This window comes from Mesorhizobium sp. M1428 (assembly GCF_040317515.1).
Lineage (GTDB): Bacteria > Pseudomonadota > Alphaproteobacteria > Rhizobiales > Rhizobiaceae > Mesorhizobium.
The window spans coordinates 489789-511245 of sequence record NZ_JAMYKT010000001.1 but is presented as its reverse complement, the minus strand read 5'-3'; the positions used below and the strand labels follow the sequence as shown (position 1 = coordinate 511245).

The following is a 21457-nucleotide window of genomic DNA, read 5'->3' as shown; positions in this document are numbered from 1 at the left end:
CTCCTTGAGGTTTCCATGAGTACTCAGATACCGTGGGTTGAGAATACCGAAATAGCTTTGATTAGAATCGAATTGTATTCGGTTGTGATTGAAGCGTTATCAAGGGATTCTGGAAATTGGATTTCCATTGGTTTAAACGTTGACTTTCAAATCTATCGCTCGGATGAATTTTCAAAGTACGGTGTTGTAAAACACAGTGGCTCACTGCCAATCCTTTGGAATCTGATTGGGGCAAGCATCGTTTCAGTTGAATTCGATCAAGGTACCCTCGAGATAAAATTAGACGTCGGCGCATACATCTCTGTCGAAATAGAAGCTGAAAGACTGGAGCAAGTTACTTTCCGCCGCCTTGGGTCAAACGCACTCGAGCACCTTCCCTGATCGGCAAGTCTGGCTCCGGGTCAAAATTGTCGGAACTACGGTGACAGAATTGGCACTGCACCCGGTAATTCTGTGACAGGAATTACGGTGACAGGCAAACTCGCCCGCCAGGATGTCACGCTGGGAACGCTCACCCACACACCGCGACCAGCGTGCGCGATGCTTCCGGCCAGACGCTGCGCACCCAATATCTGCCGGTGCAGCTCGACTTCGGCACGGTTGCCGCCCCGCTGCAATACACGGCCGCCAACAAGCTGCTCTCGGCTTCAGGCTTCATCACCTCGACCATCTACGAGGCCGACGGCCAGACCAAGGAGATCACCTATGCCAATGGCGTAAAAACGTCCTTCATCTACTCGCCGACCCGGCGCTGGGTCACCCGCGTCACCACCGCCAAGGGCGCCACGATCCTGCTCGACGACCAATATGCCCGCGATCTCCTCGGCCGCATCACCGGCACGACGGGGCTGACGGCTTCCGACAGCTGGACCTATGGCTACGACAAGGCCGACCGGCTGACCCTAGGCGATAATCTCGGCAACAACACGCTCGACGAGACTTTTGTTTACGCCGCCAACGACAATCTGACCTCGCGCACGCGGGTTGCCGGCACCTATGTTTACCCGGCGGCGACAGCGCCGCGTCCGCATGCCCCGACCGCGGTCGGCGTCAAGACGCTCACCTACGCCAACGGCAACATGACCTCCGACGGCACCAGGACGCTCGCCTGGGACGAGGCCAACCGGCTGAAGACCGTCACCCAGGCCGCCAGCACCGTGTCGCTGTTCTATGGCCCGGATGGCAGCCGAGCCAAAAAGACCTCATCCGTCGCCACCACGCTCTATCCCGACGCCTCGGTCGAGATCAATCCGGCGACGCCGGGGGCAGAAATCTACACCCGCTATCCCCATCCCGACGTCAAGGTCACCGGCACGGTAAAAGCCTTCCTGCACCGCGATCACCTGGCCTCGGTGCGCATGGTCACCGATGCCACCGGCGCCGTCGCCGAACAGACCAACTACGCAACCTACGGAGAACGCCTCAACACCGGCTTCCAGACGCAGAAGAGCTACATCGGCGAACGCTTCGACCCCGAGACAGGCCTGCTCTACCTCAATGCACGGTACATGGACCCGCTGCTGGGGAGATTCATCTCGCCCGATGACTGGGATCCGACGCTGCCGGGCGTCGGCACCAACCGGTATGCCTACGCCCAGAACGATCCGGTCAACAAGAGTGATCAAAATGGGCATGCCACTCCGACCTCACCGCGAGATTCAGATGCTGATGCGCCCACAGCTGGCGGCGGCAACCAAGCAGGTGATGCCACAGATCACAAGGACGGACTTGCAAATGCTGCCAAGGATGCGGAAGATAATTTCCCGGGGGTAACGGGTAAGAAGAAGGCATCTCAGGGCTCAGTCAAGGTTGCTGGCCCAGCGATCGCTCCAACACAAGCACGTGTGCCTCCGGATGCGATCTTCCCAGGCGCTAATTGGAGATGGAGCCCAGACGCTCCCAATTCGAGGGGTGGCACTTGGACTACCAAGGTTGGCGATACGCGCTATAGTGCCAGTTGGGACGTCAAAGACCAGCACTGGGACGTACAAACCCAGCCTACAAAACAAAACCCATTGGGATCTCGTCAAAGATACAGCAGATGGGGTGTCCCGCTGTCGAAAGAACAAGCTCACACTCGTCCACCTGGACCATTTCGTGGTCCTTTCGAAGGACCAATGCTAGTTGTCCCAATTGGTCCGCTAATGGAGATGATGAAGCGGGGGGGGTGAAATGTGGGGCTGGACAGATCCAGACTACAGATCGTGAGGACAGATTAGATTTATCACCCATAGCCATCCCAGGTGTTAACAATATGCTCATGATGACGATGCAGCAACAAGAGGAATTTGATGGACAACAATAGATCTCCCTCAAACGTGAGCCGTAACTATGAATTTTCTGAGCAAAACCGATTGCGAATCGTTGATTCAAAGACGCCTAGGAGGTAAAGGAGAAGACGTTCGTACGTTATTAACCCGCGGCGGTTCAACAAAAATAAGTGATATCGATAAATTTTACGTTTCAAATAGAATTTTATCTACTTATCGTATTATTTTAGAAGAAAATAGTAGCGCGTTCGATGAGTGTATAGCTTTCTTTGACAGTATCGGTGTATGGCCGTATCAACAAGACGAGAAGTTATCTCAGCTGCTATGGAGACACTACACAAGACATTTTCCCGCTGAGCGTCCAGGAATTGTCTTTTCGAGATTTGAATTCGAAAAGATTTATGCATTTTTCTGTGTATCATTCTATTCAGGATGGGACTCGGCTCTTATATTTAATGAATTCAATTGGATTTATTTCTCACACGACGAATACATGCTGTGCAGATTTGAAGACAAAAGCATAGAGGATTTTCTGAAGAAGTAGACCGGTAGAATTCCGGTAAATCCTCATGAATTACGGTGACACCCATTAGCCGGCCCCTCGTCAAGGGCGCGCAGAACGTTTTGGCGACGTCAGCCGCCAATTTGCATCTTTCTTTTCCTTCCCTCAGCGGCAGGTTTTGAACCGCACCCGTTTCTTCACGCTTGGCTGCGAGAACGATCGCGCCATACACCCGTAAGGATCAAGCACTCATAGGGATCAAGGGTTGGTCAGGCCTTGCGGCTTTCCCTCGCCACCGGCGGCCAGAGCGCCGACACCCGCTTCGTCTCGACCGCCACCTACAACACGGTCTGCGGGCTGCCGGCGGCGAAGACCGACTTCAACGGCCTGATCAAGACCTTCACCTACGATCCGTTCTGCCGGCCCTACCAGGTCTCGCAGAGCATCACCGGCGCCTATGCCAAGACGCGTTTCGAGAACGAGGGCAATCCGGCGACACAGGCATTGGCCAAGCTGACGCCGCTGCCCAATGGCGCCGGCGAGGATTTTACCCGCTCCTATTATGACGGGCTTGGCCGGGTCTACCGGGTGGAAACGCCTGGGGAGACGGTGGCCGGCGCCAAGCGCATCGCCGATACCGATTTTGACCTGCGTAGCAATGTCCTGCGCACCGCCTTCCCGCGCTTTGTCGGCGACACAGCGCAGTGGACGACGAACAGCTACGACTGGAACGACCGGCTGGTAAAAACCCTCTATGCCGATGCCAGCCAGGCCATCTTCGCCCACAGCCTCGACACCGGCACGGGGACTAATCCGCGGCTTTACGCGGTCACCCAGACCGACCAGATCAATGCGACGACCACGCGCCAGTCGAAAGCCGTGTCCTCGACGCGCGGCGATGTCGTGCAGATCGTGCGCGATCTCGGCGGAGGGCCGCAGCTACGATGTCCTTGGCCGGCTGGTCGGGGTCAGCGATCCCGGCGGCTCGAACTGGTCCTACAGCTACGACATGGTCGGCAACCGGCTTTCGGCAACCGATCCCGATCTCGGCTCATGGTCGTACATCTATGACGCCGCCAACCGGCTGACCAGCCAGACCGACGCGCGCGCCACCGTCTCCGCGCTTGCCTACGACCAGATGGACCGGCTGACCCTGAAGACGGCAACGCCCTTCGGCGGCAGCGCGGTGACGCTGACGCAAAACACCTACGACCAGGCAGCGGCCGGCTTCTACAATGTCGGCCAGCTCACCACCTCCACCAACCCTGCCGCCACGCAAAGCAACAAATATGACGGCTTCGCCAAACTCGCTCGCCAGGACGTCACGATCGGCACGCTGACCCACACCACGACCAGCGTGCGCGATGCGTCTGGTCAGACGCTGCGCACCCAGTACCTGCCGGTGCAGCTCGACTTCGGCACGGCGGCCGCCCCGCTGCAATATACGGCCGGCAACAAGCTGCTCTCGGCTTCAGGCTTCATCACCTCGACCATCTACGAGGCCGACGGCCAGACGAAGGAGATCACCTATGCCAACGGGGTGAAGACGTCCTTCACCTATTCGCCGACCCGCCGCTGGCTGAACCGCGTCACCACGGCCAAGGGGCGCCACAATTCTGCTGCTGCCTCAGCCTTGCGACTTCACCACATCGGCCGGGCTGATGTCGAGCAGTTCGAGGGTGCGGCGCAGCAGCTGCATCTCGCTCCCGGCAAGTTGCGAATCGGCCTTGGCGATCTCTGCCATGTGGCGGGCGAGCAGTTTGCGCCGTTCGATGTCGAGGTCGCGAAACTGAGCGATGGCCTGCGAGCCGTTGGTCTCGTAGCCGAACTCGTTGAGATATTCGATGACGCTGTCGATGCTGGTTTCGGGAATGCCGAAGGCGTCCCGGCAGATGCGCCTGAAGGCGGTCATTTCGCTTTCGCTGACCGATCCATCGGCCAGGATCATGCGGAACAGCATCAGCAGCTCCGCCGACAGCACCGGATCGTCCGCCACCTTGCGCACGCCGGGGTCGCCATCGAAGATCGAGCGTATCTGGTCCAGCAATCCCATCGCCGTCAGCCCCTTCCGATTCGTCGGGAAGGTAGCGCGGAATCGGCTTTGCGCAAACGGGGTCGAATGGTGGAACCCGCCATATTTTCTCGCCGGAAACTGCCGGCCAATCCGATAAGCCCGCTGCGTGGGCTCATTGGTGTGTGACCGCGCGACTGATACTATGCCGCTGTACGAATCATGTTGAGGAGGGACCGAACATGAATCTCAGTGCGCCTACCCAGCTTATTTTCATCATATCCCTTGTCATCGCCATCATCGGCGTTCTCGCCGCGCTTGGCGTTCTTGCTTTCATCCCTTTGAATGCCGCGTGGATTGTCGTCATCGCCTACATCGTGCTGGCCGCCGGCTGCCTGATGCGCGGCGCTTAAACAATTCAGAATCTCAGGCAACTCGGAGCGCCCGGCCAAAAGCCGGGCGCTTTTGATTCTGCAGGATGGTCTGTTAGAATTCCTGGACGAGGGAAAGCACATGCCCGCCAGCGAAGACGGCAGCCGCCACGACGGCCCAGGGCTCGATCGGTTCGAGATGGTGCGGCGCGCGCCCAGTCATCGGCTTCAGGGCGCCGTCACCGACATATGCGGCTTTCGCGAAACCATTCCAGGCCATTTCCGCGCCGTCGAATATGCCTCGCTGACCGTGCCGCTGGTCATCAGCTTTGCCGAACCCTTTGCCATCGGGCTCGGCAAGGACCCGAGCGACAATGACCGCTTCGCCAGTTTTGCCGCCGGCCTTTATGCCGGCCCGGTGGTGATCGAATCCTTCGGCGGCGCCTGCTGTGTGCAGATCAATTTCACCCCGCTTGGCGCCCGTCGTTTCTTCGGCCGGCCGATGAGCGAACTGACTGACCGCATGGTCGGCCTGGATGACGTGCTCGGCGTCGAAGGCATCGCGCTTCGCGAAAGGCTTGGCAATGCGCCGGATTGGAGCTCACGCTTCGCCATCGCCGAGGCCTTCGTCGCGAACCGGTTGGCAACCGCAGACCGCACTCAAGCCGACATAGTCTGGGCCTATGAGACGATCGTCTCGACGCGTGGGCGGATCCGCATCTCGACGCTGGCCGAAAAGCTTGGCTGGAGCCGCAAGCATCTTACCGGAAAGTTTTCGGACGCGGTCGGCACCGGCCCAAAAACGCTGTCGCGAATTGTCCGCTTCAACCATGCGCTTGGCCTGTCGAGACAGGCCAGCAGCGATTGGGCCGACATCGCCGCCGACTGCGGCTATGCCGACCAGGCGCATCTGGTGCGCGAGTTTCGCGACCTCGCAGGCGTCACGCCGACGACTGTCGCCGTGAGGTAACATTTCTTCAAGACGCGCGACCGGCCTTCGCCCAGACTGGGTTGATCGACCAACACAGCGAAGGAGATCAGCCATGCCGAACACCACCGAAGCACCGCGGCTTTACCCGGCGCTACGCTACAGAAATGCCGGCAAAATGATCGACTGGCTATGCGAGGCCTTCGGCTTCAGCGTCCGCGCCCGCTATGGCGAAGGCGACGTGGTGCACCATGCCGAACTCGCATTCGGCTCCTCGATCATCATGCTCGGCACGGCCCGCGACGATGCCTATGGAAAGATGGTCGGCGCGCCCGGCTCGGGCGGCGGCAAGTCGATCTATGTCGCGGTCGCTGACGCCGACGCGGCATACGCGCGGGCAAAAACCGCCGGCGCCGAGATTCTGGAAGAGCTCACCGACCGCGACTATGGCAGCCGCGAATTCATCTGCCGCGATCCGGAAGGCAATGTCTGGTCGTTCGGCACCTACTGGCCGAAGGCCGACGAAGCCGCCAGCTAACGCGCCAGCCCGAAAATCGCGTCGCAGTCGAGGTGGGTTTCCAGTTCGGCTGCGATCTCGTCCAGTGCCCGGTCGACCTCGGCGCGGTAGTCGATGCCGCCGCCCTTGACGCCGAGGCTTTCGAGGAATTTCGCCCGGAAGGCATCGGCGGAAAACAGACCGTGCATATAGCTGCCCAGCACCTTGCCGTCGGCCGAGATAGCGCCGTCATCGATGCCGTTGATGACGGCGGACGGCCGCAGCGCGTCGGGACCGGTGGTGCGGCCGAGATGGATTTCGTAGCCCTCGAGCGGCAGATCGAACGGCACCGAGCGCGCGCTGACATTGCGCACCGTCTTTTCCGGTTCCATCACCGTTTCGACGTCGAGCAGGCCAAGCCCTTGCGCCTCGGTAACGCTGCCCTCGATGCCATCGGGATCGCGCACGACATGGCCGAGCATCTGGAACCCGCCGCAAACGCCGACGATATGGCCACCGCGTTTCCTGTGCGCGGCGAGGTCGCGGTCCCAGCCGTTCTCGCGGAATTTCAGGAGATCGCCGATCGTCGACTTCGAGCCGGGAATGACCACCAGCCCTGCATCTTCGGGCAAGCGCTGGCCAGGCGGCACGAACACCACCTCGACCTGCGGTTCGGCCTTGAGCGGGTCGAGATCGTCGAAATTGGCGATGCGCGAGAGCACCGGCACGGCGACCTTCAGTGCGCGCTTCTCGCCTGACGCCAGCCGTTCGAGCACGACGGAATCTTCAGATGGCAGCCGCGCCGCCGCCTTCAGCCACGGCACCACACCAAAACAGCGCCAGCCTGTGAATTTTTCGATCGCCTCGATGCCATCGTCGAACAGCGAGACATCGCCACGGAACTTGTTGATGAGATAGCCGACGATCATGCGCCGGTCCTCGTCCGGCAGGATCAGGTGGGTGCCGGCGACCGAGGCAATGACGCCGCCGCGATCGATATCGCCGACCAGGATCACCGGCACGCCGGCGCGCGTCGCAAAGCCCATATTGGCAATGTCGCGGCTCCTGAGATTGATCTCCGCCGGCGATCCCGCGCCCTCGACAATGACCAGATCGGCGTCCTCGCCGACCGTCGCCCAGGAGTCCAGCACCGCGTCCATCAGCCTGCCCTTCAGCGCCTGGTAGTCGCGCGCCCGCGCCTCGCCGAACACCTTGCCCTGCACGACGACCTGAGCGCCGACATCGGTCTGCGGCTTGAGCAGCACCGGGTTCATGTGGACGGTCGGCGCCACGCCGCAGGCGATTGCCTGCAGCCATTGGGCGCGGCCGATCTCGCCACCGCCTGAACCGCCGGGAATATCGGCGACAGCGGCGTTGTTCGACATGTTCTGCGGCTTGAACGGCCGCACTTTCAAGCCGCGCTTCTTCGCCGCGCGGCATAGGCCGGCGACGAGCACCGTCTTGCCGACATCCGAACCCGTGCCCTGCAGCATGATCGCTTTGGCCATATCAGCCCCTGCCCTGCGCAACGGTTCCGGTGATCGTCGACTTGGCCGCCAGTGGCCCACCGCGCCAGAGATAAAGCGCCAACAGCGGCTCCCTGCCGGTGCGCATGGCGTGGCTGACGCCAGAGGCATGGTGGATCACCTCGCCCGCCGATCGAAGGTGAAAACCGCCATCGCCCATGCGCCATTCGGCGCCGCCGGTCAGCGGGATATAGATCTCCTCCGCGACATGATGATGGTCGGGGTAGACGATGTCGGGTCCAAGGATCAGCAGACCGCCCGCGACCTCTTCATTGACGAAATGGCCGCGTGTGCCGAACACCTCCAGCCAGCCGTAATTCTCCACGAAAATCCCGCCGAAATCCGCCTCGCCATAGGTCTGGCCCCAGTGCAGATCGCCGCGACGCTCCGCAACCAGCCGCGCCAACGGCTTGGCCGCAGCGGGAGCGAGTTCGACGATACGGTCAAGCTGGACGAGACAAGGCAGTGCATGCGGCTCGAGCGGCCGACCCGGCATGTCCCAGCCGATCCGGGTCACGGCGTCGCGCACCAGCGCATCGTCGAACGTCTGGAGATAGGCCTGGAAGCGTCCAAGCAGTTCGTCGAAATTTGTCGTCACACATTGCTCCAAAGCACATTCGCGCACAGCGGCTGCCCAGATAATTGGATCGAGACGGTCGGGTTGCGCGGCGGCATCATTGGTCTAGATTGGACTGCGCGCAAAGCCAAAAACGACAGGCCAGCAGGCCGGAAACATCAGGGAGCACGCCATGGACGCCGCTGTCGATGCGGGCACCAGCCAGTTCGAACTCAACGAGGACCAGCGCGCCATCCAGGAGATGGCCGAGGCCTTCGCCGCTGATCGCGTCGCGCCGAATGCGCTCGACTGGGATCGCAACAAATATTTCCCCGCCGATGTGATCCGCGAGACAGGCCCGCTCGGCCTTGGCGGCATCTATGTCCGCGACGATGTCGGCGGCTCAGGGCTCGGCCGGCTCGACGCCGTGCTGATCTTCGAGGCGCTTTCGCGGGCCGATCCGGCGTTTTCCGCCTTCATCTCGATCCACAACATGGCGGCATCGATGATCGACCGCTTCGGCAGCGACGAGCAGCGCCGGCGCTTCCTGCCGAAGCTGACCTCGATGGAATGGCTGGCAAGCTACTGCCTGACCGAGCCGGGCTCGGGCTCGGATGCGGCGGCGCTGAAGACGCGCGCGGTCAAAAGCGGCAGTGACTATGTGCTGAACGGCGTCAAGCAGTTCATCTCGGGTGCCGGCGACAGCGACCTCTATGTCGTCATGGCGCGCACCGGCGCCGACGGGCCGAAGGGCATTTCCACCTTCGTCGTGCCGAACGATGCGCCCGGCCTTTCCTTCGGCGCCAACGAGCACAAGATGGGCTGGCACATGCAGTCGACCCGCCAGGTCGTCTTCGAGGATTGCAAGGTGCCGGCCGAAAATCTTTTGTCGGCTGAAGGCGCCGGCTTCGGCATCGCCATGGCCGGGCTCGATGGCGGCCGGCTGAACATCGCCGCCTGTTCGCTCGGCGGCGCGCAATCGGCGCTCGACAAGGCGCTCGCCTACACCGCCGAACGCAAGGCTTTCGGGTCGAAGATCAACCAGTTCCAAGCGCTGCAGTTCAAGCTCGCCGACATGGAGACCGAACTGCAGGCAGCGCGCGTCTTCCTCTACACCGCCGCTTCGAAGCTCGACCACAAGGCGCCGGATGCCTCGAAATGGTCGGCGATGGCCAAGCGCTTCGTTACCGACACCGGCTTTAATATCGCCAACGACGCCCTGCAGCTGCATGGCGGCTATGGCTATCTGCACGATTACGGCATCGAGAAGCTGGTGCGCGACCTGCGCGTCCACCAGATCCTCGAAGGCACCAACGAGATCATGCGCGTCATCATCGCTCGCGCCCTGATCGGACGGTAAAGCCAGCAAATACCGGGAGAAAAACGATGACCACCATCGCCTTCATCGGCCTCGGCAATATGGGCAATCCGATGGCCGCCAATCTGGTCAAGGCCGGGTATGCCGTCCACGGCTTCGACCTGGTGCCGGAAAACCTCGTCATCGCCAGGGAGCACGGCGTCGTCATCATGGCCAATGCCGTTGCAGCGGTGAAGGATGCCGATGCGGTCATCACCATGCTGCCGGCGGGCAAGCATGTGCTGTCGGTTTACGCAGACATCGCGGCCAAGGCGAAAAAAGGCGCGCTGTTCATCGATTCCTCGACCATCGACGTCGAGTCGGCCCGAAATGCCCATGCCATCGCCGCCAAGCATGGGTTGCTGTCGATCGACGCGCCGGTCTCCGGCGGCACGGGCGGTGCGGCAGCCGGCACGCTGACCTTCATGGCCGGCGGTTCGACGGACGCCTTCGCCAAGGCCGAACCAATCCTCAAGCCGATGGCTGGCCGCATCGTTCATTGCGGCGACGACGGCGCCGGACAGGCGGCGAAGATCTGCAACAACATGATTTTGGGCATTTCGATGATCGGCGTTGCCGAGGCCTTCGTACTGGCGGAAAAGCTCGGCCTGTCGCACCAGGCGCTGTTCGATGTCGCCTCGACGTCGTCCGGCCAGTGCTGGTCGCTGACCACCTACTGCCCGGTGCCCGGCCCGGTGCCGACATCGCCCGCCAATAATGGCTATAAGCCCGGGTTCGCGGCGGCACTGATGCTGAAGGACCTGAAACTGTCGCAGGAGGCCGCACTGAGCGCCGGTGCGGTAACGCCACTCGGCGCGGAGGCAGCCCAGCTTTATGCGCTGTTCAACGCGCAAGGAAATGCCGGCGCCGATTTTTCCGGCATCATTAATTTCCTCCGTGGTGACCCGGTATAAGCTCCAAGTTCACAGGTTTTCGATCTGCCCAAAGCGGAAAGTCGGCAAATTTAGGTTTGCTTAAGCTCTTGCTAACCCTGCAGTAACGATGTGCGTTTAAAACGGATTGCGAGGCGGACATCCGCCCGGCGCTCCGGATCAGGTCTCGCGTACCGGAGCCCGTAAGTTTCGCAAGTGTATTGTTGGCGAAGCGCCATGCGTATCTGGCAAAGCCGCGTTCCGATGGAGCGCGGTTTTTGCATTTTCACCATGTCGTCGGGCTATATTCCGATTGCCGCGTCGCTGACGCGGCCCTTCCGTGCTGTCTCAGTTTGAATTTCCGCTCACGACCTCCACATGAATTTCGGCTCGCCACCATTTCCACCGGGCGGGCTCGAAGCTTGAAGGCAACCCGGTTGCAGACATAGTCTCGAAGACTATTTCGTTAAAGGCTATACGGCCGCACGAATCTCTTCACATATTGAGGTCCCGCAATGGCGCACGAGCCTCGAAAAAGACCATTATTCCGCAAGCTCGATAATCATCTATTGCGCGTGAGCGATCTCGATGCAGCCGTATCGTTCTATAGGGATCGGCTCGGTCATGCCCTCGTTTGGCGGGACGATGAAGCCGCTGGCTTTGCGCTGCCGGAAACCGATGCGGAGCTGGTTGTCCATCTTCATATCGGTCCCGAGACCGACATTCTGGTCGATAACGTGGATGACGCGTTTGAGGAATTCTTGGCGGCCGGCGGTGAGGCTGTGCAACCGCCATTCGAGATCGCGGTCGGACGGTGCGCCCGTGTCCGCGATCCTTTCGGCAACATAGTTGTGATCTTGGACCAATCGAAAGGGATGTTGGTCACTGACGCGGAGGGGCACGTCATCGGTGTCAAGGCGGGCCAGTGATCACGCGTGGTCGTCGATACCGCCAACAGCCTCGCCTGGCGAGCTCTTGCCATAAAGCGGCATTCAAACTCCGGGCGCCCGATTACCGGACGCCCGGCGATCGTTCCACCTTACCGCTTGCACAAATCCGCTTGCGCCACGTCGAGCGCCCTGGCGATGCGGTCGCAGGCCATGTCGATCGTCTCGCGCGTCCAGATCAGCGGCGGTGACAGGATCATCGTGTCGCCGGTGGCGCGCAGCATCATGCCCTGGGCAATTGCGTGGTCGCGAACCATCACCGCCGCGCTGCCGGCCGGCAGGAAGCGCTCCTTGGTTGCCTTGTCTTTGACGATCTCGATCGCTCCCATCAGCCCGAACGAGCGCACCTCGCCGACCAGATCGTGCCCGCCGAGACGTTCCTGCAAAGCCCTGGCGAAGTAAGGCCCGGTGTCGTTCCTGACGCGCTCGACGAAGCCTTCGCGCTCGATGATCTCGAGGTTCTTCAGCGCCACCGCGCAGGCCACCGGGTGCCCGGCATAGGTGTAGCCGTGATAGAATTCGCCGCCCTTTTCGACCAGCGTCGCCGCGATGCGGTCGCCGACCAGCAGCGCCGACAGCGGCTGATAGCCGGAGGTCAGCGCTTTGGCCGTGGTGATGGTGTCGGGCTCGACGCCGAAGGCTTGTGCCGCGAACCACTCGCCGGTGCGGCCATAGCCGGTGATAACCTCATCCAGCATCAGCAGGACATCGTATTTGCGGCAAATGCGCTGCACTTCCGGCCAGTAGCTCATCGGCGGGATCTTCACCCCGCCTGCCCCCATCACCGGCTCGCCGATGAAGGCGGCCACCTTGTTGGCGCCAGCTTCGAGGATCGCGTCCTCGACCGCTTTTGCCGCGCGCAGGCCGAAATCATGGTCGCTTTCGCCGGGCAGTGCCAGCTCATAGGCATAGGGCATCATTACATGGACGATGTTGGGTACGGCGCCGCCGAGCTGCTTGTGCATCAAATCCATGCCGCCGAGCGAGGCGCCGGCGATGGTCGAGCCGTGATAGCCCATCTTGCGTGAGATGACGCGGTTCTTCTCGGGCCTGCCTTCCAGCACCCAATAGTGACGGACCAGGCGCAGCGCCGTGTCGTTGGCCTCCGAACCGGACGAGCCGTAGAACACCTGGTTGATGTGCCTTGGCGCGATCTCCGCCAGCTTTTTCGACAGCAGAACCGGCGTCGGCGTCGAGCATTTGAAGAAGGAGTTGTAGTAGGGCAATTCCTTCATCTGGGCGTAGGCGGCGTCGGCCAGCTCGTCTCGGCCATAGCCGACATTGACGCACCACAGCCCGGCCATGCCGTCGAGGATTTCCGTCCCTTCGGCATCGTAGATGAACGGCCCGTTGGCGTGGGTGATGATGCGCGAGCCGGTCTCGCGCATCTCTTTGTGGTCGGTGAACGGATGAAGGTGATGCGCGGCATCGATCTGCTGAAGCTGCTTCAGCGAATAATTCTGGTAGGTCATGTCTGGTCTTTCCTCTTGAACCAATCCGGCAGCTTTCGCGCCGGGGCGGATTCGTCAGAGGACAGCGGGCGGCGAATAGCCGATGCGGGCGCACAGCCGCAACAGCTCGGCGCGAAGCGTGCGCGACGACGGCGTCACCGCGACCCCAAATGCGCAACCCGATTTCGCCAGCCGAGCCATGCATGTACCTTAGGCTGCCTCGAGCCCTCAGTTCAAGCCGTGCCGGTTAAGCGATGCCGGTCAATTGGTGCCAGTCAATTGGTGCCAGTCAGGGCCCGCTGCAGGAAGACGTACTTCATCGCCGCCTGTGCAGCCTGCGGCCGCCGGTCGCCGCGTCCACCATGGCCGCCCTCGGTCTCCTCGAAGAACAGCGTCTTGCCATGGCCGGCCGCCTGCAGCCGTGCCGCCATCTTGCGGGCATGCCCGGGATGGACGCGATCGTCGGCGGTCGAGGTCGTCAGCAACACCGGCGGATAGGCTGCATCCGTGTCTACATGCTGGTAGGGCGAATAGGCGGCGAGCCAGGCCGCCTCTTCCGGCTTCGCCGGATCGCCATACTCGGCCATCCACGACGCCCCGGGCGGCAGCTCGGTGTAGCGCAGCATGTCGAGCAGCGGCACGTCGATGATCACCGCACCGAACAATTCCGGGTGCTGGGTCAGCGAGACGCCGGTCAGCAGACCGCCATTCGATCCGCCCTGGATGCCCAGCGTCGCCGGTGTGGCGATGCCGCGTTTGACCAGATCTTGCGCGACCGCGGCGAAATCGTCGAAGGCATTCTGGCGATTGGCCTTGAGCGCCGCCTGGTGCCAGTTCGGGCCGAACTCGCCGCCGCCGCGGATGTTGGCCTGGACATAGGCATTGCCCTTCTCCAGCCACAGCCTGCCGCGCACGCCGGCATAGCCGGGCAGCAGCGGCACTTCAAAGCCGCCATAGCCGTAAAGCAATGTCGGCACGGGTCCATGCAAGTCGCGCCGCCTGACGACGAAGTATGGAATCATCGTGCCATCCTTCGAGCGCGCCTCGAACTGTTCGGAGACTAGGGACGACGCATCGAAGCGCGCCGGCTGCGACTTCACCGTTGCCAGCCCCGCGGCGTTGTCGTCCGACCAGATGATCGAGCTCGGCGTCAGGAAATCGGTGAAGGAAAAGGAGACGCTGGAACCGAAATGCTCGGCATGGCTGATGCCGACATTGCCGTTTTCGGGCAACGCCACGGGCTTGAACTCCCAGCCGCTGTCGCTGCGCTTGCCGGCGACGACCTTGCCGCGCACATTGTCCATCAAATTGATGAATAGCCGGTCCTGCGTGCGGGCAATACCGGCGATCGAGACACGGTGCGCCGGCTCGAGCACGGTATCGAGGGATCCGAATAGCCCGGTTTCGATCCAGCGCTCGAAATCGAGTGAATAGAGCCCGTCGGGCTTGCACTGCGTGCCGTCCGGCGCCGTCCATGGGGTGCGCACGCCGAAGAGAAACTGGCCTTGGAATAGCGCCGTATCGGTGACGTCGTCCGGCAGCGGGATACGCCTGTTTTCGCCCGATGGCAGCCGCAGGAAATTGTGCGAGGCGAAGAAGTCGAGGGTCCGGGCGAGGAAGACACGGCGTTTGTCGCCGTCGAATTCGACGGACCCGCCGGCGGCAAGATCCTGCTTCAGCGCCTCGAAGATCGGCGTCGCCGCTTGCAGTGGCGTGCCGCGCCGCCAAAGCTTGACCACGCGCGGATAACCGGACTGGGTCTTGTCGTCCTCCTCGAAAGCGGCGGAAACGATAAGCGTGTCCTCGTCCAGCCAGCTAAAGCTCGATTTCGAGGCAGGAGCGCGAAAGCCGCTATCGACGAACGATCTGCTTTCGATATCGAATTCGCGCATCTCGCTGGCATCGCCGCCATCCGGCGACAGGCTGAGCAGGCAGCGGCTGAAGTCGGGGTAGAGCCGGCTGGCGCCGCTGAACACCCATTTCACCCCCTCTTTCGCCGCCAGACTGTCGAAGTCGATGATCGTCTGCCATTCCGGCTTGTCGGTCTTGTAGGAGGCGACGGTGGTGCGCCGCCAGAGCCCGAGCACGTTCGTCCGGTCCTGCCAGAAATTATAGACATAGCCGTTGATAGCGGTCCCAACGGCGATGTTATCCTCGGCCGTCATCAGGTCGAGCGTCGTCTCGAACGACGTCTGATAGGACGGATCACCCTGCAGCTCCCCCACCGTGATCGCATTTTGGCGATGCACCCAGTCGAGCGCCTGCTTGCCTCGTCTGTCCTCCAGCCATAGAAACGGATCTTCGGTCGCCGGATCCGGCTGGGTCGGGCTGTTCAATTTGGTCATGAGGTCTCCGGTTGAGTCGGGCGTCGGTACCGCCCAGATCGACATGGGGCCGCTTATATTCAAGTCATTGCGTCAGAACGGCGACTTCAGGCATTCACACCATCCGCCGCCGCATGACGGTTGTAGTCGCCAGCGCCAGGCAAATGGCACCGAGCGTCATTGGCAGGCCGCCGGCGCCAATAACATCCATGGCGCTGCCCGCCAGCGGCGGCACGGCGATGCCGCCGACGCCCCACATCAGCGAGAAGGCGGCGTTGCCGGCGACCAGTGCCGAGCCGGTGAACCGCTCGCCGAGCTCGATGATCGACATCGTGTAAATGCCGTAGGAAACCGCGCCCCAGATGAAGACGCACGGCCATATCAATGGCGTCTCGATGAGAACCGGCAACAGCACGCATCCGAGCACCGTCACCGAAACACAGATGAACCGCACCAGCCGCGCCGTCAGCCGTTCCGCCAACAGGCCGAGCGGCACTTGCATAGCGATATTGCCGGCGATCATCACTGACAGCAGCGCCGACATGCGCGCTTCGGCGATGCCGTAGTGCGTTCCGTAGACCGGCAGCAAGGCGAGCACCGCCTGTTCAAAACCGGCGGCCACGACGACCGCCGACAACAGCAGCCAAGCCTGCGGCACGAACCCCAGCACCGAAACCCGGTGCCCGCTCTCGTCGACCTTGGGCAGCCGTGCCAGCACTGAGGCGAGGCAGGCGCCGCAAAACAGGAATGCGCCAATGCCGACCAGAAACGGCGGCCATCCCTCGGTGCCGACGGCAAGCAGGCACAGCGGCCCCGCCGCAAAGCCCGCCGAAATGATCGTCGAATAGATGCCCATGACGCGGCCGCGGCGTGCCGGCGGCGCCAGTGCGATCACCCAGACTTCGCTCAGCACGTAGAGCGGGTTGGTGACGGCGCCGATCAAAAAGCGCAGCGGAAACCACAGATAGACATTTTGCGTCCAGCCGATCAGTGCCAGCACCAGCGCCGAAAGTGCCGCGCAAGTAAGCGCGGTGCGCCCTGCCCCGAAACGGCGCGCCAGCGCCGGAACCAGCGGCGAAGAGACGATGAAGCCGATCGGCGTCATTGCCGCCGACAGGCCGATCATGGCGGGCGAGACGCCCTGGCGCTGCAGGATGAAGCTCAACAGCGGATAGCTCAGCCCTTGCGCGATGGCGAACACTGAGACGGTCGCGATCACGCCGGTGATCGCCGCCCATTGCACTGCCTCGCCGCTGTTCTGTTCCGCCCGGTCCATGATGGAGGATTAGCGTTTCGCTTTCATCGCAGTAAGCACCGGCAACGAAAACCGCTTGCGCCAGCCGGAACGCGATCAAGAGGCTGACGATCCCGCCGGCTGCCCCCAGGGCATGTCGCTTCCCTCGTCCTAGTGGTCGCCGCCTCCGCAATGGCCGGACGGCCGGCAGTCCATTATGCCGCCGCATTGCCGCAGTGTACGAGGACTATCATGACCGCCGCCCTTCAGCCCGCCGAACCGGCACTGGCAAACGACCGCGCCCGTCGCGGCGGCCGCGCGGGGAAGCGTGCCGGCGGATCGGCGGCGTTCGAGCAGCCGCCGTTTCGGCAGTTGAAGAACCCGCTGGCACCGACCCGGCTGGTTTCCGACGACGAGCTGGAATCCATCCATCTCGCCTCTCTGCGCGTGCTCAGGGAAATCGGCGTCGACGTGCTGCATGACGAAGCCCGGCGCATTATGAAGGCGCATGGCGCCGATGTCCGCGAAGGCAGCGAGCGGGTGCGCTTCGACAGCGACATGATCCTGGAACTGGTTGCGCACTGCCCGCCGGAATTCACCATCCACGCCCGCAACCCGGCGCACAATGTGCGCTTTGGTGGCGATAATCTGATCATCTCGATGATGGCGTCGGCACCCAATTGCTCAGACGTCGACCGCGGCCGCCGGCCAGGCAACCAGCAGGACTACCGCAACTTCCTCAAGCTTGCGCAGATGCACAACATATTGAACTGCACGGGCGGCTATCCGGTCGAGCCGATCGACATCCATCCGTCCGTACGCCACCTCGAATGCATCCGTGACCTCGCCACGCTGACCGACAAGATGTTCCACATCTATTCGCTCGGCAAGGAACGCAACGTCGACGGCATCGAGATCACCAGGATCGCGCGCGGCATCAGCCATGAGCAGTTGCTCGCAGAGCCGTCGGTATTCACGATCATCAACACCAATTCGCCGCTCAAGCTCGACGTGCCGATGATGGAAGGCATCATCCAGATGTCGAGCAAGGGCCAGGTGGTCATCGTGACGCCCTTCACCCTGTCCGGCGCCATGGCGCCGGTGACGATTGCCGGCGCGCTGGTGCAGCAGAATGCCGAGGCGTTGTCCGGCATCGCCTTTGCGCAGATGGTGCGCAAGGGCGCGCCTGTCGGCTACGGCGGCTTCACCTCGAATGTCGACATGAAGTCCGGCGCGCCGGCCTTCGGCACGCCGGAATATATGAAGGCGCAGCTGGTCGGCGGCCAGCTCGCCCGCCGCTACAACATCCCCTACCGCACCTCCAACACCTGCGCCGCCAACACGGTCGATGCGCAAGCCGCCTATGAAAGCGTGTTTTCGCTGTGGGGCGCCATCCAGGGTGGCGGCAATCTGATGATGCATGCGGCCGGCTGGCTCGAAGGCGGCCTGCGCTGCTCCTACGAAAAGACCATCCTCGATATAGACCTGTTGCAGATGGTCGCCGAGTTCCTGACGCCGCTCGATCTTTCCGAGGAAGCGCTCGGTTTCGACGCCATCCAGTCGGTCGGCCCCGGCGGCCATTTCTTCGGCACCCAGCACACGCAGGACCGCTACAAGACCGCGTTTTACGCGCCAATCATTTCCGACTGGCGCAATTTCGAGAGTTGGGCGGAGGCGGGATCGCCGACCGCGCTCGAAAAGGCCAATCGCGTCTGGAAGGAACGGCTGGCCTCCTATGAAGAGCCTTACATGGATCCGGCAATCCGCGAGGAGCTCAACGCCTTCGTAGACAAGCGCCGGGCCGAAGGCGGCGCGCCGACCGATTTTTGATCATTGGTTTGATGAACAGTCGACCCTCACTTCGTGTTGATGGCAGGCTGGCCGGAAACATCGCCGTGTCCGATCTCCGCTTTGTTTTCGCGCCCCGCTCACTCGATTCAATCTCTTCAAAAACGGAACTATCTTCATGAAATCTCATGCAAAAGCGGTTGTCATCGGCGGCGGGGTCGTTGGCTGCTCGGTGCTCTATCATCTGGCCAAGGCTGGCTGGACCGACATCATGCTGATCGAGCGTTCGGAGCTCACCTCCGGCTCGTCCTGGCATGCGGCGGGCGGCTTCCATACGCTGAACGGAGATCCCAACGTCGCCAAGCTGCAGGCCTATACGGTGCAGCTCTACAAGGAGATCGAAGAGATTTCCGGCCAGTCCTGCTCGCTGCACCTGACCGGCGGCGTGATGATGGCCGACACGCCCGAGCGCATGGACTTCCTTCGGCTCGCCCACGCCAAGGGCCGCTATCTCGGCATGGACACCGAACTGATCACGCCATCCGAAGCCAAGGCAATGTTCCCGCTGATGGACGAGACGAATTTCGTCGGCGCCATGTGGGATCCAGTCGAGGGCCATCTCGATCCTTCTGGCACCACCCACGCCTATGCCAAGGCCGCCAGGAAGCTGGGCGCCGAGATCGTGTTGCGCAACCGCGTGGTCGAACTGACGCAGGAGGTCGACGGCACCTGGAACGTCGTCACCGAGCAAGGCACGGTCAAAGCCGAGCATGTCGTCAACTGCGGTGGCCTGTGGGCGCGCGAGATCGGCCGCATGGTCGGCGTCGAGCTGCCGGTGCTGGCCATGGAGCACATGTATCTCCTGACCGAGCCGATGCCGGAGGTCGAGGAATTCAACAAGTCGACCGGCCGCGAAATGATCGGCGTCCTCGACTTCAAGGGCGAGATCTATACCCGCCAGGAACGCAACGGCATCCTGCTCGGCACCTACGAGAAGGCCTGCAAGCCGTGGTCGCCGGTCAACACGCCGTGGGATTTCGGTCACGAACTGCTGCAGCCCGACATCGACCGCATCGCACCGTCGCTCGAGATCGGCTTCAAGCATTTCCCCGGCATCGAAAAGGCCGGCATCAAGCAGATCATCAACGGCCCCTTCACCTTTGCGCTCGACGGCAACCCGCTGGTCGGCCCGGTGCAGGGCCTGACCAATTTCTGGTGCGCCTGTGCCGTCATGGCCGGCTTCAGCCAGGGCGGCGGCGTCGGCCTCGCGCTGTCCAACTGGATGGTCCATGGCGACCCCGGCTTCGACGTCTGGGGCATGGACGTTGCGCGCTTCGGCGAATGGGCAACGCTGCGTTATACCAACGCAAAGGTGCGCGAAAATTATTCGCGCCGTTTCTCCATCCGCTTTCCCAACGAGGAATTGCCGGCGGCAAGACCAGCGCAGACGACCCCGCTTTACGACACGATGATCGCCAACAACGCCGTCATGGGCGACAGCTGGGGTCTCGAAACCCCGCTCTGGTTCGCGCCGAAAGGTTCGGAGCCGAAGGACATCGTGTCTTTCCACCGTTCCAACGATTTTGGCCCGATCGGCGAGGAAGTGCGAGCCACCCGCGAGAGGGTCGGCGTCACCGAGATCGCCAACTTCGCCAAATACGAAGTCTCCGGACCAGGGGCCGAGGATTTCCTCAACCGGCTGATGACCAATCGCATGCCGAAGACCGGCCGCATCGTACTGACGCCGATGCTGAACGAGTTCGGCAGACTGATCGGCGACTTCACCATCGCCAAGGCGGGCCCAAGAGGTGGGGAGGACCGCTTCATGATCTGGGGTTCTTCGTCCGCGCAAAAATACCACATGCGCTGGTTCGAAAAGCATCTGCCAAAGGATGGAAGCATCCGCATCCATCGCTTCGACCAGACGCTGGTCGGGTTGTCGATCGCCGGGCCGAAATCCCGCGACCTGCTGCAGAAACTGGTCGATGTCGACATCTCGACCAAGGCCTTCCGCTTCATGGATTTCCGCGAGATGGCGGTCGGCGGCGCGCCGTGCATGGTCAACCGCATCACCTACACCGGCGACCTCGGCTATGAGATATGGATGGCGCCTGCCTACCAGCGCCTTGTCTACAGGGCGATCAAGGAGGCTGGCGAAGAGTTTGGCCTTGTCGATTTCGGCATGCGGGCTTTGCTCTCTATGCGCCTTGAGAAGAACTTCCCGACCTGGTTCCGCGAGCTACGTCCGATCTACGGACCGTTCGAAGGCTCGATGGACCGCTTCATCAAGCTGGAGAAGAACGATTTCATCGGCCGGGAGGCAGCGGCCAGGGTACAGGCGGCGGGGCCGAAGCTGCGCCGCGTTTCCTTTGTCGTCGATGCAGCGGATGCAGACGTCATGGGCGACGAGCCGATCTGGGCCAAGGTCGGCGGCAAGGATTACGGCACCGTGGAAAAGCCGCATGGCTATGGCGCGCCGCGCTTCGACGCGGGCGGCAGGGAAGTGCGCGGCTCGAACGCCGCCGAAGGCGCATCTGCCGTGCGCGGCATTGTCGACGGCGACTGGCGCGTTGTCGGCTGGGTCACCTCCGGCGGCTATGCGCATTATGTCGAGAAGTCGATGGCGCAAGGCTATGTACCGGCAGCACTTGCTGAAAACGAGAGCGCCGGGCTGTTCGAAATCGAAATCCTCGGGCACCGGCGGCCGGCACGCATCAACGTCGAGCCGCCCTTCGACCCGAGCGGCGAAAAGATGAGGACATAGGTGCAGCCAGGCGGTCGCATTGTGCGGAGGATGCTCTTCATGCTAGCGCAGCCGGCAACA

General features: G+C 62.0%; 18 protein-coding genes. 12 read left to right on the top strand and 6 right to left on the bottom strand.

Going from position 1 to position 21457, the window contains the following annotated elements:
* Nucleotides 1–15: 15 nt before the first annotated feature.
* The 4 genes from NKG60_RS02510 (at nucleotide 16) to NKG60_RS02495 (ending at nucleotide 3843) form a co-directional block, all read left to right on the top strand.
* Entirely contained in the window at nucleotides 16–381 is a 366-nt protein-coding gene (locus NKG60_RS02510) for a hypothetical protein (protein ID WP_352665971.1), read from the top strand.
* 152 nt (nucleotides 382–533) lie between these two features.
* Nucleotides 534–2171, top strand: a complete 1638-nt coding sequence (locus NKG60_RS02505) for an RHS repeat-associated core domain-containing protein (RefSeq protein ID WP_352973994.1) — start codon at nucleotides 534–536, stop codon at nucleotides 2169–2171.
* Nucleotides 2172–2331: 160 nt separating this feature from the next.
* Nucleotides 2332–2814, top strand: a complete 483-nt coding sequence (locus NKG60_RS02500; RefSeq protein WP_352665969.1) for a hypothetical protein — start codon at nucleotides 2332–2334, stop codon at nucleotides 2812–2814.
* Between the two features lie 234 nt (nucleotides 2815–3048).
* On the top strand, nucleotides 3049–3843 hold the full coding sequence (locus NKG60_RS02495; protein ID WP_352865327.1) for a hypothetical protein: 795 nt from the start codon (nucleotides 3049–3051) through the stop codon (nucleotides 3841–3843).
* Nucleotides 3844–4399: 556 nt separating this feature from the next.
* On the opposite strand, the gene NKG60_RS02485 is transcribed toward NKG60_RS02495, so the two are convergent.
* A complete protein-coding gene (locus NKG60_RS02485; RefSeq protein ID WP_352666076.1) occupies nucleotides 4400–4825 on the bottom strand; it encodes a tellurite resistance TerB family protein in 426 nt (141 codons plus the stop codon).
* 200 nt (nucleotides 4826–5025) lie between these two features.
* On the opposite strand from NKG60_RS02485, the gene NKG60_RS02480 reads away from it, so the two are divergent.
* The 3 genes from NKG60_RS02480 to NKG60_RS02470 all read left to right on the top strand — a co-directional run bounded on the left by NKG60_RS02480 (nucleotide 5026) and on the right by NKG60_RS02470 (nucleotide 6620).
* Nucleotides 5026–5196, top strand: a complete 171-nt coding sequence (locus NKG60_RS02480; protein ID WP_023676480.1) for a hypothetical protein — start codon at nucleotides 5026–5028, stop codon at nucleotides 5194–5196.
* Between the two features lie 100 nt (nucleotides 5197–5296).
* Nucleotides 5297–6124 carry a helix-turn-helix domain-containing protein gene (locus NKG60_RS02475; RefSeq protein WP_352665968.1) on the top strand — a complete coding sequence of 276 codons (828 nt, stop codon included), beginning with the start codon at nucleotides 5297–5299 and terminating at the stop codon, nucleotides 6122–6124.
* Between the two features lie 73 nt (nucleotides 6125–6197).
* Complete coding sequence (locus tag NKG60_RS02470; RefSeq protein ID WP_352640468.1) at nucleotides 6198–6620, top strand: VOC family protein; 423 nt, start codon at nucleotides 6198–6200, stop codon at nucleotides 6618–6620.
* Here NKG60_RS02470 and NKG60_RS02465 read toward each other — a convergent pair.
* Complete coding sequence (locus tag NKG60_RS02465; protein ID WP_352665967.1) at nucleotides 6617–8086, bottom strand: cobyric acid synthase; 1470 nt, start codon at nucleotides 8084–8086, stop codon at nucleotides 6617–6619. The two genes, NKG60_RS02470 and NKG60_RS02465, sit on opposite strands and share 4 nt — an antisense overlap.
* A 1-nt stretch (nucleotide 8087) precedes the next feature.
* The gene (locus NKG60_RS02460) at nucleotides 8088–8702 is read right to left on the bottom strand and encodes a dimethylsulfonioproprionate lyase family protein (protein ID WP_352865324.1); all 615 of its coding nucleotides are present in this window, start codon (nucleotides 8700–8702) and stop codon (nucleotides 8088–8090) included.
* 151 nt (nucleotides 8703–8853) lie between these two features.
* Here NKG60_RS02460 and NKG60_RS02455 point away from each other — a divergent pair, with 151 nt between their 5' ends.
* The 3 genes from NKG60_RS02455 (at nucleotide 8854) to NKG60_RS02445 (ending at nucleotide 11818) form a co-directional block, all read left to right on the top strand.
* Nucleotides 8854–10020: an isobutyryl-CoA dehydrogenase gene (locus NKG60_RS02455; RefSeq protein ID WP_352665965.1), complete on the top strand. Its 1167-nt coding sequence runs from the start codon at nucleotides 8854–8856 to the stop codon at nucleotides 10018–10020.
* Nucleotides 10021–10046: 26 nt separating this feature from the next.
* Nucleotides 10047–10931 carry a 3-hydroxyisobutyrate dehydrogenase gene (gene mmsB, locus NKG60_RS02450; protein WP_352665964.1) on the top strand — a complete coding sequence of 295 codons (885 nt, stop codon included), beginning with the start codon at nucleotides 10047–10049 and terminating at the stop codon, nucleotides 10929–10931.
* Between the two features lie 473 nt (nucleotides 10932–11404).
* Nucleotides 11405–11818: a VOC family protein gene (locus NKG60_RS02445; RefSeq protein WP_352668835.1), complete on the top strand. Its 414-nt coding sequence runs from the start codon at nucleotides 11405–11407 to the stop codon at nucleotides 11816–11818.
* 110 nt (nucleotides 11819–11928) lie between these two features.
* On the opposite strand, the gene NKG60_RS02440 is transcribed toward NKG60_RS02445, so the two are convergent.
* The 3 genes from NKG60_RS02440 to NKG60_RS02430 all read right to left on the bottom strand — a co-directional run bounded on the left by NKG60_RS02440 (nucleotide 11929) and on the right by NKG60_RS02430 (nucleotide 16887).
* Nucleotides 11929–13308 carry an aspartate aminotransferase family protein gene (locus NKG60_RS02440; RefSeq protein ID WP_352865320.1) on the bottom strand — a complete coding sequence of 460 codons (1380 nt, stop codon included), beginning with the start codon at nucleotides 13306–13308 and terminating at the stop codon, nucleotides 11929–11931.
* Between the two features lie 254 nt (nucleotides 13309–13562).
* Nucleotides 13563–15632 (bottom strand): prolyl oligopeptidase family serine peptidase, encoded by a 2070-nt coding sequence (locus NKG60_RS02435; RefSeq protein WP_352865318.1) that lies wholly within the window; start codon nucleotides 15630–15632, stop codon nucleotides 13563–13565.
* 94 nt (nucleotides 15633–15726) lie between these two features.
* Nucleotides 15727–16887, bottom strand: coding sequence for an MFS transporter (locus NKG60_RS02430; protein WP_352865316.1), 1161 nt, complete (start codon nucleotides 16885–16887; stop codon nucleotides 15727–15729).
* A 210-nt stretch (nucleotides 16888–17097) separates the two neighbouring features.
* Between NKG60_RS02430 and NKG60_RS02425 the strand changes: the two genes are divergently transcribed.
* Nucleotides 17098–18675, top strand: coding sequence for a trimethylamine methyltransferase family protein (locus NKG60_RS02425; RefSeq protein WP_023676493.1), 1578 nt, complete (start codon nucleotides 17098–17100; stop codon nucleotides 18673–18675).
* Nucleotides 18676–18811: 136 nt separating this feature from the next.
* Nucleotides 18812–21397 carry a GcvT family protein gene (locus NKG60_RS02420; RefSeq protein WP_352865314.1) on the top strand — a complete coding sequence of 862 codons (2586 nt, stop codon included), beginning with the start codon at nucleotides 18812–18814 and terminating at the stop codon, nucleotides 21395–21397.
* Nucleotides 21398–21457: the final 60 nt, after the last annotated feature.